General features: G+C 39.6%; 12 protein-coding genes and 4 tRNA genes. 12 read left to right on the top strand and 4 right to left on the bottom strand.

Annotated elements, in window-relative coordinates:
- The first annotated feature begins 17 nt into the window (after positions 1–17).
- The 3 genes from H5090_RS18235 to H5090_RS18225 all read left to right on the top strand — a co-directional run bounded on the left by H5090_RS18235 (position 18) and on the right by H5090_RS18225 (position 3,412).
- Positions 18–1,160 carry a methionine aminotransferase gene (locus H5090_RS18235; RefSeq protein ID WP_154903835.1) on the top strand — a complete coding sequence of 381 codons (1,143 nt, stop codon included), beginning with the start codon at positions 18–20 and terminating at the stop codon, positions 1,158–1,160.
- On the top strand, positions 1,148–1,921 hold the full coding sequence (locus H5090_RS18230) for an amidohydrolase (protein WP_182696400.1): 774 nt from the start codon (positions 1,148–1,150) through the stop codon (positions 1,919–1,921). The genes H5090_RS18235 and H5090_RS18230 overlap by 13 nt, the downstream gene beginning before the upstream one ends.
- 75 nt (positions 1,922–1,996) lie before the next feature.
- The gene (locus H5090_RS18225) at positions 1,997–3,412 is read left to right on the top strand and encodes a mannose-1-phosphate guanylyltransferase/mannose-6-phosphate isomerase (RefSeq protein ID WP_182696399.1); all 1,416 of its coding nucleotides are present in this window, start codon (positions 1,997–1,999) and stop codon (positions 3,410–3,412) included.
- A gap of 29 nt (positions 3,413–3,441) precedes the next feature.
- Here H5090_RS18225 and H5090_RS18220 read toward each other — a convergent pair whose 3' ends face one another.
- The 3 genes from H5090_RS18220 to H5090_RS18210 form a co-directional block, all read right to left on the bottom strand.
- On the bottom strand, positions 3,442–5,598 hold the full coding sequence (locus H5090_RS18220) for a response regulator (RefSeq protein ID WP_182696398.1): 2,157 nt from the start codon (positions 5,596–5,598) through the stop codon (positions 3,442–3,444).
- 166 nt (positions 5,599–5,764) lie between these two features.
- Positions 5,765–6,421, bottom strand: coding sequence for a response regulator transcription factor (locus tag H5090_RS18215; protein ID WP_004334929.1), 657 nt, complete (start codon positions 6,419–6,421; stop codon positions 5,765–5,767).
- A 219-nt stretch (positions 6,422–6,640) separates the two neighbouring features.
- A complete protein-coding gene (locus tag H5090_RS18210) occupies positions 6,641–7,009 on the bottom strand; it encodes a histidine triad nucleotide-binding protein (protein ID WP_004334923.1) in 369 nt (122 codons plus the stop codon).
- A 92-nt stretch (positions 7,010–7,101) separates the two neighbouring features.
- On the opposite strand from H5090_RS18210, the gene H5090_RS18205 reads away from it, so the two are divergent.
- Positions 7,102–7,701 (top strand): DUF2057 domain-containing protein, encoded by a 600-nt coding sequence (locus tag H5090_RS18205; RefSeq protein WP_004334921.1) that lies wholly within the window; start codon positions 7,102–7,104, stop codon positions 7,699–7,701.
- Between the two features lie 58 nt (positions 7,702–7,759).
- On the opposite strand, the gene H5090_RS18200 is transcribed toward H5090_RS18205, so the two are convergent.
- Positions 7,760–9,601, bottom strand: coding sequence for a M1 family metallopeptidase (locus H5090_RS18200; protein ID WP_182696414.1), 1,842 nt, complete (start codon positions 9,599–9,601; stop codon positions 7,760–7,762).
- A gap of 143 nt (positions 9,602–9,744) precedes the next feature.
- Here H5090_RS18200 and murB point away from each other — a divergent pair, with 143 nt between their 5' ends.
- The 8 genes from murB to H5090_RS18160 form a co-directional block, all read left to right on the top strand.
- Positions 9,745–10,752 (top strand): UDP-N-acetylmuramate dehydrogenase, encoded by a 1,008-nt coding sequence (gene murB / locus H5090_RS18195; protein ID WP_182696397.1) that lies wholly within the window; start codon positions 9,745–9,747, stop codon positions 10,750–10,752.
- Positions 10,752–11,744: a bifunctional biotin--[acetyl-CoA-carboxylase] ligase/biotin operon repressor BirA gene (birA, locus tag H5090_RS18190; RefSeq protein WP_182696396.1), complete on the top strand. Its 993-nt coding sequence runs from the start codon at positions 10,752–10,754 to the stop codon at positions 11,742–11,744. The genes murB and birA overlap by 1 nt, the downstream gene beginning before the upstream one ends.
- Positions 11,741–12,451: a type III pantothenate kinase gene (locus H5090_RS18185; RefSeq protein WP_182696395.1), complete on the top strand. Its 711-nt coding sequence runs from the start codon at positions 11,741–11,743 to the stop codon at positions 12,449–12,451. The genes birA and H5090_RS18185 overlap by 4 nt, the downstream gene beginning before the upstream one ends.
- Positions 12,452–12,577: 126 nt before the next feature.
- A tRNA-Thr gene (locus H5090_RS18180) sits at positions 12,578–12,653 on the top strand.
- Positions 12,654–12,693: 40 nt separating this feature from the next.
- Positions 12,694–12,778: transfer RNA gene (locus H5090_RS18175), tRNA-Tyr, on the top strand.
- A gap of 44 nt (positions 12,779–12,822) precedes the next feature.
- Positions 12,823–12,897 (top strand) — tRNA-Gly (locus H5090_RS18170).
- 11 nt (positions 12,898–12,908) lie between these two features.
- Positions 12,909–12,984: transfer RNA gene (locus H5090_RS18165), tRNA-Thr, on the top strand.
- 129 nt (positions 12,985–13,113) lie between these two features.
- Positions 13,114–13,238 (top strand): GTP-binding protein (locus H5090_RS18160; protein ID WP_033023824.1); only part of this gene is annotated, 125 nt, incomplete at its 3' end.

Raw genomic sequence — 13,238 nt, 5'->3', positions numbered from 1 at the left:
ATCATTAAGGGCATCACGTGTTTGAAAGTAAATTACCAAATTTAGGCGTTAGTATATTTAGCCAAATGAGCGGGTTGGCTAATGAGTTTTCGGCAATTAATCTCTCTCAAGGCTTTCCTGAGTTTGATGCTCCTGATCTTTTAAAAACGCAGTTAAATTATTATGTGCAGCAGGGCGTTAATCAATATTCACCTTCAAGTGGTGTACCACGATTACAGCAACAAATTGCTGATTTAGCAAAGCGCAAATATGCAGCTGATATAAACGCAGCTGATCAAGTGACTGTTACCTCGGGTGCAACAGAGGCATTGTTTGTGGCTATTCAAACAATTGTGCGCCCCAGTGATGAAGTGATTGTATTTGACCCTGCATATGACTCTTACCAACCGGCAATTGAACTCGCTGGTGGAAAGTCGGTACACATTGTTTTAAGTGCGCCAAATTACACCATTGATTGGCAAGTAGTAAGCCAAGCAATTACTAAAAATACCCGTGCAATTATTATAAATACGCCTCATAACCCAAGCGGTAAAATATTACAGCCACAAGATATAAAAGCGCTTAAAGAGTTAGTTGGTACTCACAATTTGTATGTAATAAGCGATGAGGTATATGAGCACATTACGTTTGATGAACAACCGCATTTAAGCGTATTACGCGATGATGAATTATTTGCCAAAAGCTTTGTTGTATCGAGTTTTGGTAAAACGTTTCACAGCACGGGCTGGAAAATGGGTTACTGTATTGCACCTGCCGATTTAGCTGTCGAATTTAGAAAAATTCATCAGTACGTTACGTTTTCAAGTTTTACCCCCGCACAGCATGCGCTTGCCGATATGCTCGAGCAGCAAGGTGAGCATATAGATGAGCTAAGCGGGTTTTATCAGCAAAAACGCGACTTATTAGCGAGTCATTTAAGTAACAGCCGTTTTAAAATTTTACCTAGCCAAGGCACTTACTTTTTATTGTTAGATTACAGCGATGTATCGGATTTAAACGATGTTGAATTTTGCCATTGGTTAGTTGAGCAAGCCGGTGTTGCGGCTATTCCGTTAAGTGTTTTTTATCAAAATCCACCAACCGACAAAGTAATTCGTTTATGCTTTGCTAAAAACGACAACACTCTCATAGAGGCTGCGCAAATATTATGTCAACTTTAACCATTACAGCATTGCAAAGCTCGCTTTATTGGCTTGATAAAGATGCTAATTTAGCCATTTTTAATAAGCAGCTTGAAGCAATTACGCATCAGCCCGATCTTATTTTATTGCCCGAAACATTCTCGACTGGCTTTGCCATTAATTTAGATTGTGCAGAGCCTGAAAACGGTAAAGTACTGACGTGGTTAAAGGCGCAGGCTCATAAACATGATGCGGTTATTGCGGGTTCGGTACTTGTTGCACAAGGCGATAAAAAAGCGAATCGGTTTTATTGGGTAAAACCCGATGGTGAGGTGAGTTATTACGATAAGCGCCATTTATTTCGCTTAGGCAGCGAGGGCGATTATGTTGTAGCAGGGCAAGCGCGCAAAGTTTTTGAAATCAATGGTTTTAAACTATTACCGCAAGTATGCTATGACCTGCGCTTTCCGGTATTTCAACGTAATAATAACGACTACGATGTAATGATAAACGTAGCAAATTGGCCTGCTGTACGCCGCCATATTTGGGATACGTTACTTATGGCGCGTGCAATGGAAAACCTGTGTTACGTAGTAGGTGTTAATCGCGTGGGGGAAGACGGTAATGGTGTGGCGCACAATGGCGGTACGGCAGTATACGACTTCAAAGGCGATGCGTTAACTAAAGCGCAAGATAACACTGAGCAACTAGTTACTATCACGCTTGAAAAAGCGCCACTGGATGAGTTTAAAGCAGCGTTTCCTGCCTATTTAGATGCAGACTCTTTTACATTAATATAAACACGTTAATTTAGCGCAGAGCCAATAAAGTGTTAAAATAGTCGCTGATATTTTTGTTGGCGGCTAATGTACATTATGAACACTTTAATCACTCCTGTAATTTTAGCAGGTGGCATAGGCTCTCGCTTGTGGCCGCTTTCTCGCCAAGCAATGCCTAAACAATTTTTACCACTACTAAATGAAAACATGTCATTGCTACAAAGTACGTTGGCGCGTGTTTCTAATGAGTTGTTTGATAATGCTATTTTAGTGTGTAACGAGCAGCACCGATTTATTGCCGCCGAGCAGGCTGAAAGCTCAATTCCTACTGCATTATTACTCGAACCTAAAGGTAAAAATACCGCGCCTGCCATCGCATTAGCCGCCCACTATGCGCTGCAAAATGGGATTACCGGCCCGCTATTAGTGATGCCTGCCGATCATCATATTAAAAACTTTGATGTATTAACGGCTAAGCTCCCTGAAGCTGTAAAACTTGCTGAGCAAGGAAAGCTAGTGACATTTTCTATTACTCCTACAGAGCCTCATAACGGTTATGGCTATATAAAACAAGGCGCGGCTATTGTTGGAACGGGTTGTTACGATGTTGCACAATTTAAAGAAAAGCCTGACGTAGATACAGCGAACCGCTATTTAGCTCAAGGTGGTTATAGCTGGAATAGCGGCATGTTTTTATTTACCCCTGCAGCCTATTTAAAAGAGCTCGAACGGTTTGCGCCAAAAATAGCAACGAGTGTCGCTGCAGCGGCGCAATTTACTAAAGATTTAGGGTTTACCCGCCCAAGCAACAGTGCGCTTGAACACTGCCCAAGCGATTCAATTGATTACGCCATTTTAGAGCGCAGTAATAACGTAGTTGTTATGCCTGTTGATTTAAAATGGAGTGATGTAGGTAGTTTTTCATCCCTTGATGCGCTTACAAAAAAAGATGAAAACGGTAATAGCTTAAATGCTAATTATATGGCTCAAAAAAGCACTAATAACTTAGTTATTAACGAGGCTGAACACACTATTGCTACGCTTGGAGTTAGCAATTTAGCAATTATTCATACTCATGATGCCACGTTAATTGCAAACCAAAATGAGCTAGATTCTCTGCCTTTGTTGCTTAAGCAAATTGCTACCACACAGGCTGATAAACTTAACCATCATCAAGTGGTTTTTCGCCCATGGGGGAATTACCGTACTTTGGTTGAAGGCACTGGCTTTAAAGTTAAAAAAATTACTGTTAACAGCGGTGCTAAGCTTTCGACGCAGCGCCATCAGCATCGTGCTGAACATTGGGTTGTGGTTTCGGGTATTGCAGATGTGTGTATTAATGAGCAAGCGTATACGCTAACGCATGACCAATCGTGTTATATCGCGGCTAAGCAAATTCATAGTTTGGCTAATAATCAAAAAGACCCGTTAATTGTCATTGAAGTGCAAACCGGTACTGTACTTGATGAAAGCGATATAGAGCGATTTGATGATAAATATGGAAGGGGTTAATCATTAGCTTTTTTAAAGCTAATTCACTATTACTCTAACTGCCCACGCACAAACTTTAAATATTGCTCTAAGCTGCGTTGCCACAGATCTAACGCTTCATCAAGCATGTCGTTATGTGGCTTTTTATCGAGTAAACGGCGCTCTATTTTTTTAAGCTCAATGCCGTAGCGGTTAAACCCTAATTGCAGAGCGGTACTTGCTTGGCGATGTAAAAGCTTAATGCATTGCTCTGGTTGTTGGTCAATAAGCTTTTGACAGCGAATTAGCTTGTTGCGGGCTGAAAGCACAAATTCATTATAAATTGAAGACACTTCATCTTCACTAAATGAGCTGGTGAGTGTTTCGGCCGCTGTTTTGTCATACAAGGTATCAATAAGCTCTACTGCAATGCTCGCAGTTTGATTAGATTGAGAGTCACTAAGTGCTTGGCGAAGCTTTTCATGCTTAATAGGCTTGCCTACAATGTCTTTTATTCCTAATTTTAAATACTCTTTCACTTCGTCAGGGCTAAGGCTTGCAGTAAATGCGAGTACTGGCGTTCGTTGATTTTTATGATCAATGCGTTTTAGACGTTTAAGTACTTCTTGGCCTGTTAAATCAGGTAGGTTCATATCAAGCAAAACAACATCGAAGTGGTGAGCTTGCATGAGCTCTATGGCACTTTTCCCATCTTTTGCGAGCTTAATTTTGTGTTCATCGTCGGCCATAAATTCTATAGCAATTTTTTGATTTAAATCTAAATCTTCAACCAGTAATACATCAAGACCTGTTAAGTAATCTTTAGTTTGATGGCGCTGCTCTACAAGGCTTAATTCACCTAAAGTAAAAGTAACGGTAAAGCTAAATACACTACCAGTACCAAGCTGGCTGGCTATTTCGAGTCGGCTACTGAGCTTTTCAAGCAGGCGGCTAGTAATAGCTAAACCAAGGCCGGTTCCGCCTTTTTCTTTGCCTGCGCTACTTTGTACATAAGGTTCTGTTAAGTAGGCTATCTCGTCATTTTCTATACCTGGTCCTGAATCTTTGACACTAATTTTTATCGTGTGCTCAAGTTGTTTTTCTAATACTAAATCAACCTGAATTTTAACGGTTCCGTGATCTGTAAATTTAATAGCGTTACCGACTAAATTAATAATTATTTGTCTAAGTTTTTGTTGGTCGCAGTAATAACAGGCTTGCTCAGGAATATTATAGATAAGCTCAAATTTTAGCTGCTTTTGCTCGGCCATTGGGCTTAGTAATAAACATAAATTATTAAGCCATGTTTTAAATTCTACATCTTCTTCGTAAAGCGCTTCGTCACTCTGATCTAGGCTCGCGTAATCAAGGACCTTATCTACCAACAAGTTAAGTGATTCGGCAGAATTTATAATTGCCTCGCAATAGGCTTTATTGCGGGTATCACTTGTTTGGTTCATAACAAGTTGAGCGCTGCCTAAAATACCGTTTAGTGGGGTGCGAATTTCGTGGCTTATTGTTGATAAAAAGAGCCCGCGTATTTCTAAATCTTTTTGTGCTTTATCGGCGAGTTTATTGAGGTGCTGTTCTCTGCGCTCATTACATAATAACGCCATACCTGAAGCATAAAACATGGGCGCAATTACCCCATTTAAAAATAATAAAGAGCTAAACCAGCCGTTTACTAAAAGATTTTTTTGTTCAATGTTATCCATAAATAACGAGCGGCCGATAAAGCTCAAAGCAACAAGCGTTAAAATGGTTATGTATACAATGCTGCCATTAGGGTAGGGTTTGCGCGCGTACTTAATAAATATAAAGAGTAAAAAGCCGGCTTCTGCTATGTGCTGTATATCGGATGCAATCACTCTTTCGTGTAAAGATGGGTCAAAAAAGGTGTAATAGCCAAGCATTACAGTGCAAAAAGCAGTTACTGAGCAAAGTAATTTAAAACCAATACCGTGATAATTTAAAAACTGACTGAGCGATAAACAATGCACTATTGATGCGGCAAACATCATGCTACTAGCAGCGCTAATAATCACTAAATTATGTGTATCACCAACAAGCGTAAAACCAATAACAGAGCCTAATAGCAATATGGGATAGAAAATGCATAGCAGCGTGCCCGATATTTGTTTGTTTGTTCGCCATGTTAAAAAGTTAAGTAAGGTCATTACAACCATGATGGCGATGCTGGCAAAATAAAGAGTGAAAGAGTCGAGCATTAATATTCCAGCAAAGTAGTTTTAAACTAAGATTATCAAAAGTATACACTTATACCAATTATCAAAACAGATTACTTAGGCAATCAAATTGGTATTAAATAAGTGTGTAACACATACAAAAACAGACACCTAAGTGTCTGTTTTTAATTTTAAACTAAATATATGATTAACGAATTTCATCAGGGATATTTTGTTGTGCCCAAGATAGGAGCTCAATACGGTTACGACATTTAGTTTTTCTAAATGCGCTATATAAATGTGTTTTAACTGTGTGTGGACTGATACTTAAATCTTCAGCGATTTCTTTATTCTTCGAACCTTTACTCATTAGTGAGATTATTGCTTTTTCTCGCTTAGTAAGTTTAACAGGCTCAATATCCCCTTCGGTTAGTTTATGCAGCGCATCTTTATTAAATTGCAGCATACGATTTAATGCATTACACATAATATCGCGACGGTACCAAAGCTGATCTTCAAGTAGTAAACGAATACCTTTCATTAATACATCGGCGTTATCTGTTGTGTAAAATACGCCACGAATACCGCTCAACAATGCACGATTAGCAAGCTCAGGGTTCTCGTCTAGATTAAATAATATGATATCGCATTTAATACGTAGGTTTACTAGTTGTTCTTTTAGTTTTCCCCATGCATCCTTGCTAGATGTTTCGATAAACAAAAGTCGAGTCCCTTCAGGTATATCTAAAATATTAGTACCCGTGGTTACGTCAAGGCCTTGCGTTTTTAACAAAGGTTCTAAAACGTTAATACCAATAGTGTTAATTGGCTCTTGATCTAATAACAAAAAGGCTGAACTGCTCATGTTTTTATACTCTTTTATAAAGCTGACTGTTTAAGTTTATCACGACTTCCGCACCTTTTGTATTAGAAAGTCGCTGAAGCACTCAATAACAAATACGATTTTACGATTATTTAAACATAAAATGTTGCAAATAAGTAACTGTTTATTCTTTATAACCATGAAAAATCATAACATTTGTAACTAATTGGTTGAGCAGAATAGTTAGATAAAAATTTTTAATTAATTTACTTTTTTTACATTTTGGTAAGGTGGCCATCCCATTTCTTTACCGCCAAGCATATGTAAATGTATGTGATAAACGGTTTGTCCACCATGTTCGTTACAGTTCATGACCACGCGGTATCCGTCCTCAGCAAAATTGTGCTGCTTAGCTAATTTTGCCGCAACAACGTATAAATTGCCTACTAAATGTGAGTTTTCAGGATTTATATCATTTATAGTAGCAATTGCTTTTTTGGGGATAATTAACACATGAAATGGCGCTTGTGGATTTATATCTTTAAATGCGAGGGTGTCTTCATCTTCGTAGACAATGTCGGCCGGAATTTCACGATTAATTATTTTGGTAAAAATAGTCTCTTGGCTCATAGTGTGTTCCTAATTAAGTGTTATGAATTTTAAGCTCACTAATGACAAACTTTCAAAGCAGTGTCAAACTGAAATCAAATAAAGGAGTTAATATGCTTAAACCAATTTTAATAAGTAGTGCAGTTGCATTACTACTTAGTTTTTCGGCTAATGCTGAAAACATTCACTTTCCAGAAGAAATTGTACCACTACAAGTGGGCGATAAAATGCTAGAAAGCTCTTTGTTTAGCCGTATTGATGATGTAGAGCTTGCGCCAGGAACTTACCAGCTTAGGCTAAAATATACCGATTTATATGAAGATGATTATGACACGCATGAAGTTGTGGAGTCGGAACCATTTTGGGTAAGTGTAACTGTTGAAGCAGGTAAAGATTATACCTTAGTGTTTAATCGTGCTGAAAATGCAGTATCTGCAAAAGTATTTGCAGAAGCACCACAAGTTAGTTTAAAAGCAAAAAGTAGCGCTGTTGCTAAGCCTTTAAGTGTTATTTCTAACACGCAGCTAGCAAGCAATAAACCGGTAATGCAAAATACAATGCCTGCAGGACCTTCTCGTCCTAGTCAGCCAATAAAGCCGATAGCACCAATTACAGGTAAAGGCATGCCAAGTGCGCCGCAAATGCTTGATTTTTGGTGGCAACAAGCCACAACTGCAGAGCGTAAAGCTTTTTTAGAAAAAGTGACAAAGTAGAAAAATAGCAAAACAAAAGGGCCAAATTTGGCCCTTTTTAGTTTCTAGTTAACGCTATTTATTCAAATAATGCGTCAATAGTACCTTGTGCAAGAGGGTGATACCCAGGGCGTGCTTTTAAGTACACGCTTTGTGCCCACTCTTTTTTACCGTTAGTGATAAGGGATTTATATAATGGGACAATTAATTTACGACGGCCAATACCTGATAAGTGCTTATCAAGTGCAGGGTAAATTGGTTGATAACCATTTCCTACTGCTAGCATAAACCAAGCAAATGCACGTTCAGCATTAGTTGACTGTGTTAGGTTAAATTCTGAGTCAAGCTCTACCATGTGCTCTTGGCTTAAATCACGTGGTAAGTTATTTAAAAAGTGTAGCCACTCATGCACAGACCAATCAGCTGTTGGCAGTTGAGCTGCAGTTGTGTCGCCTTTTAGCCATGCTGCTATTGCAGTATCTACTTTATCAAATGCATCAGAAGTAGGGTTTGGCGCATCATTTGGTAATCCAGGTTCAAAAATCCATTCGTTTACTTTATCCATGCTTACAACACCAGGATACTTTTCAATTAAGTTAGCTTTTAAGTAAGTAACAAATTGCGCGGTAGTAAGTGATTTAAACGAAAACTCTTTAAAGTACGCTTTTACAAACGGGTCAAACTTATCGCGACCATATTTGTTTTCTAGGTAAATTAAAAATAATTGACCTTTAGTGTAAGGCACTGAACTGAATGCATCGTCTGGGTCGCGGCCGTTAAGTTTTAAATTAAGGCGTGTATCTGGTGCATCAATTGTTTTAAGTTGTGCGCGTAAAGACGCTGAATCAAGTGCTTGTTCCATAACCGCACGGTCACGGCCAAATACTTCTTCCATAATGCGGTTTTCAACGTACGAGGTAAAACCTTCGTTTAACCATAAATCTTCCCACGTTGCGTTAGTTACTAAGTTACCTGACCAAGAATGAGCAAGCTCATGAGCAATAAGGTTAACTAAGCTTTTATCACCGGCAACAACCGTTGGAGTAATAAATGATAAGCGTGGGTTTTCCATGCCACCAAACGGAAAACTTGGTGGTAGCATTAATAAGTCGTACCGACCCCATGCATATTCGCCGTACATCGCGTTTGTTTTATCGATCATGGCTTGGGTGTCGTCAAATTCAGCAACAGAGGCATCTAAAATTGTCGGTTCAGCAAATATGCCTGTTTGATGCGACATTGCTTTAAATTCTAAGTTACCTGCGCCAATAGCAATTAGGTAAGGTGAAATTGCTTGTGGCATATCAAAAATGTAGTCGCCATCTTTATAAAGCGCATCTTTGTTATCGGCACTCATTACAGCACGTATATCTTTTGGTGTATGAATTCGTGCAGAGTAAGTTACACGCATTGCGGGTGTATCTTGCACTGGGATCCAACTACGTGCATGAATTGCTTGCGACTGGCTGTACATAAATGGATGCGTTTTACTTGCCGTTTGCTCTGGTGTTAACCATTGCAGGCCTGAAGCTTCTGGACGACTGTTGTAATAAATACGAACTACTTCAGCTTGGTTTTTAAACACAATAGTAAGCTTTGAACCTTTAACGTCATCTCGCTTAGCTAAATCAAAAGTCGCTTTTTTCCAGTTACCGCTTTGATCTTTGTACATTACTTTATCAATGTCTAAGTCGCGGGTATCAAGTACGAGAGTTCTACTTTTGCTGTTGTTCCACTGAAGAGTATGCTCTACAAAACCTTCTAACTGCTTGTCGGCAAAATCGACATCTAAATCAAGGTTTAAGTGAGTAGTAACAACATCATCAAGGTTAGCATACGAGTTTTGGTCAATCGCATTAGCCATTGCTTGCGAACACATACCCGCCATAGCGAGGCTTAAAAAAAGAGGTTTAATTTTCATCATTACTCTGAACACAAATAAAAAAGTGCTGGTTTTATATCACGATTGACACGGCGGGTTGAGTGATTTTTACAATCTAGTGCCACATTTGCGACGATGAGGTAAACTATTGCGATTAGTTACCGGTATTTTTAGAGAGCTTTGTGGCGCATTCATTACACTCCTTACATACATTCGCATTAAACAGCCAATGCCAAAATTTTGTTGAAATTACTCAGCTTGAGCAACTTAAAACGCAAAATTTTAGTGCACCGTTTTGTTTGCTGGGCGAGGGCAGTAATACCGTATTTTTAAATGACTACATGGGTACGGTTATAAAAATAGCTTTAAAAGGTATTAAAATTACTGAGCGCGAGAGCGACACACTAATAAGTATTGCCGCAGGCGAAAACTGGCATCAACTAGTTAGCTATTTATTAGAGAAAAATATACCCGGGCTTGAAAATTTAGCACTTATACCGGGTACTGTTGGCGCATCGCCGGTACAAAACATTGGTGCTTATGGCGTTGAGATAGCTAAATTTGTTGAGTTGGTAGAGTACTTTGATATAACCACTAACACTATGCATTCATTAAATAACGAGCAATGTGAATTTGCTTACAGAGACTCAATATTTAAACATGCCCTTAAAAATAAAGCGGTGATCACGCAAGTACACTTAGCGCTCCCAAAAAAATGGCAACCAGCATTAAGTTATGGCCCTTTGCAGCAGCTCTCAAGCATCACCCCGCAAGCTGTATTCGATCAGGTTATAAAAACGCGTAATAGCAAATTACCTAACCCATATACACTTGCCAATGCGGGCAGCTTTTTTAAAAACCCTATAATAACCAACCAGCAGTTAGCTGAACTATTAAAGCAATTTGCCGATTTACCTCATTACGAATATGGGCAAAGTCATCACAAGGTCGCGGCAGGTTGGTTAATCGATCAAAGTGGTTTAAAAGGGCACCGCGAGGCAGGTATAGAAGTGCATCAACACCAAGCTCTAGTACTTGTTAATCACGGAAATAGTGAAGGCAGCGACCTAATAAAAATGATTAAACACATTCAGCAAGTTGTTTATACGCGTTACAACATTATGTTAGAGCACGAAGTACGTTTAATGGATGCACGCAGCGAATGCCATATTAACGCGGAGCCTAAGTAATGAAAGCACCTGATGGAAACAAACTCGCTATTTTAAATGCACTCAACCAAGGAGGGTTTGTATCTGGTCAAGCCTTGGGTGAAAAGCTAGGTATTAGCCGAGCTGCGGTAAGTAAACATATTAAAACGTTACAAGAAATGGGCTTGGATATTTTTAAAGTGACTGGCAAAGGCTATTGTTTGAATAGTCAGGTGGGCCTTTTAAATAAAACGCAAATTGATCAGCACTACAAAGCGCTAGGTGCAAATACTGCCGATGTAGAAGTACACCCTATTATTGATTCGACTAACAGCGAGCTTATGCGCCGTATACAGGCCAAAACAGCGCTTGAGTCTGGCACTGTTATTGTTGCTGAAATGCAGCAAGCAGGACGTGGTAGACGCGGCCGTGTTTGGCAATCTCCATTTGGCGCTAATCTGTATTACAGTTACTTTTGGCGTTTAGATGACGGCTTACAAGCTGCAATGGGCGTATCAATTGCGGTAGGCCTAGCTGTTTATGATGCTATTAAAGCGTTATACCAAGTTGAGGTAGAACTTAAGTGGCCTAACGATATTTATATAAATAAGCAAAAACTTGCAGGTGTATTGGTTGAATTAGATGGACAACCGCAAGGTCCTTGTCAGCTTGTGATTGGTATCGGTATTAATTTACAAATGCCTGAGAGCTTTAGTCAGCATATAGACCAAGCGTGGACCGACTTAAATCAACATACTCAAAAGCTTGATAAAAACCAACTTGTGGCTTCTCTTACTCACCATTTAGAGCAGCGTTTAGCGCAGTATCGTCAAACGGGTTTGCAAGCTATGTATGAGCAATGGAATTCGCTCAATGCGTTTGCTGGTGAATATGTTGAACTAAACACAGGGCACCGAAGTTGGCGTGGAATATGTGAAGGTATTGACCCACAAGGTGGAATACGAATTCGCCAAGACGGGGAAGTAAAAAGTTATTACGGTGGGGAAGTCTCCCTTAGAAAGGCGCAATTATGAGATTATTGATCGACGTAGGAAATACATCATTAAAAGCTGTGTTGTGGCATAACGAGCAAACACAACCGGCAGATATAAATAACCTGCCTTGGTTACAAATAACCGAAGTGATTTATGCATGTGTAGGGCGCAGTGATTTACTAAACGATATTCTCGCACAAGCGGCTAGCAATAATATTATTTGTTTTGAAGCCAAGGTAACCAAAACGCTTGGAGATCTTGTATGCGCTTACGAGCATGTAGCTAACTTAGGCATAGACAGGTGGCTTGCGCTTATTGCTGGATTTACGTTATATCCAAACACAGCATGCATTGTTGTTGATGCGGGTACTGCGACAACAATTGATGTGCTTAGTAGTGAAGGGTTGCATTTAGGTGGCTGGATTTTACCTGGGCTTGATTTAATGACCTCATCACTTACACAAAATACTCAACGTGTTTTTGATGATGGTAAAACTCCATTTACCAATGAACTGGGTAAAAATACGCCTAATGGTTTAAAAAATGGTGCTTTAGTAGCAACCATTGGAGCAATTGAGCAAGCTAAGTTGCACTTAACGGATAAAAAAACAGAGCAAAAAGTACAAATAATTTTTGCTGGTGGCTATGGCTTGCTTTTACAACAGCAATTTGAGGGAAGTATTTTTGATTCATTACTCGTAATGAAGGGGTTAAATTACTGGCACCAGCTAAGCAAAACAACATAAAAAAGTGCAAAAAACGTATTTTCGCGTGAATATTGAGCATTTAAACTAAAAATTTACACTTTTTTTAATTTTATAGTTGCATCCCAATAAACCTTACTCTAATATCTCGCCCCGTACTAAAGCAGTGCCGACTTAGCTCAGCTGGTAGAGCAACTGACTTGTAATCAGTAGGTCAACCGTTCGACTCGGTTAGTCGGCACCACTTTCCTTTTACCGGAAGTGAATTAGTAGAGAATTATCGTGGAGGGGTTCCCGAGCGGCCAAAGGGATCAGACTGTAAATCTGACGGCTCAGCCTTCGCTGGTTCGAATCCAGCTCCCTCCACCACTTTATTCTTGACGGTTAGAGGTAGTTTAAGAACAGATTTTTATGCGGGCATCGTATAATGGCTATTACCTCAGCCTTCCAAGCTGATGATGCGGGTTCGATTCCCGCTGCCCGCTCCAGTTCTTGTGTTGCTGATATAGCTCAGTTGGTAGAGCGCACCCTTGGTAAGGGTGAGGTCGGCAGTTCGACTCTGCCTATCAGCACCAGTCCTAAGAATCTCCTTGATTACTTCCTTTATCTGTCAGAAAATACTATTTGAAAAAGATTAACTTAATCTACCTTTGGTGGATTATTTTCATATGTAATTTAGATACACAAAACTGATAGGTTCCGTCATGGCAAAAGAAAAGTTTGAACGCGTAAAACCGCACGTAAACGTTGGTACAATCGGCCACGTTGACCACGGTAAAACTACACTAACTGCAGCAATCACTAACGTACTTGCAAAAGTATACGGCGG

It is taken from the genome of Pseudoalteromonas sp. SR43-5 (genome assembly GCF_014163835.1).
GTDB lineage: Bacteria > Pseudomonadota > Gammaproteobacteria > Enterobacterales > Alteromonadaceae > Pseudoalteromonas > Pseudoalteromonas distincta.
The sequence above is the reverse complement of the archived record's forward strand: the minus strand, read 5'-3'. Positions and strand labels throughout refer to the sequence as shown.

Bases quoted from the DNA above. Each gene is read 5' to 3' on its own strand.
- H5090_RS18230 (WP_182696400.1), top strand. From the start codon at position 1,148: ATGTCAACTTTAACCATTACAGCATTGCAAAGCTCGCTTTATTGGCTT.
- H5090_RS18225 (WP_182696399.1), top strand. From the start codon at position 1,997: ATGAACACTTTAATCACTCCTGTAATTTTAGCAGGTGGCATAGGCTCT.
- H5090_RS18220 (WP_182696398.1), bottom strand. From the start codon at position 5,598: ATGCTCGACTCTTTCACTCTTTATTTTGCCAGCATCGCCATCATGGTT.
- H5090_RS18215 (WP_004334929.1), bottom strand. From the start codon at position 6,421: ATGAGCAGTTCAGCCTTTTTGTTATTAGATCAAGAGCCAATTAACACT.
- H5090_RS18210 (WP_004334923.1), bottom strand. From the start codon at position 7,009: ATGAGCCAAGAGACTATTTTTACCAAAATAATTAATCGTGAAATTCCG.
- H5090_RS18205 (WP_004334921.1), top strand. From the start codon at position 7,102: ATGCTTAAACCAATTTTAATAAGTAGTGCAGTTGCATTACTACTTAGT.
- H5090_RS18200 (WP_182696414.1), bottom strand. From the start codon at position 9,601: ATGAAAATTAAACCTCTTTTTTTAAGCCTCGCTATGGCGGGTATGTGT.
- birA (WP_182696396.1), top strand. From the start codon at position 10,752: ATGAAAGCACCTGATGGAAACAAACTCGCTATTTTAAATGCACTCAAC.
- H5090_RS18185 (WP_182696395.1), top strand. From the start codon at position 11,741: ATGAGATTATTGATCGACGTAGGAAATACATCATTAAAAGCTGTGTTG.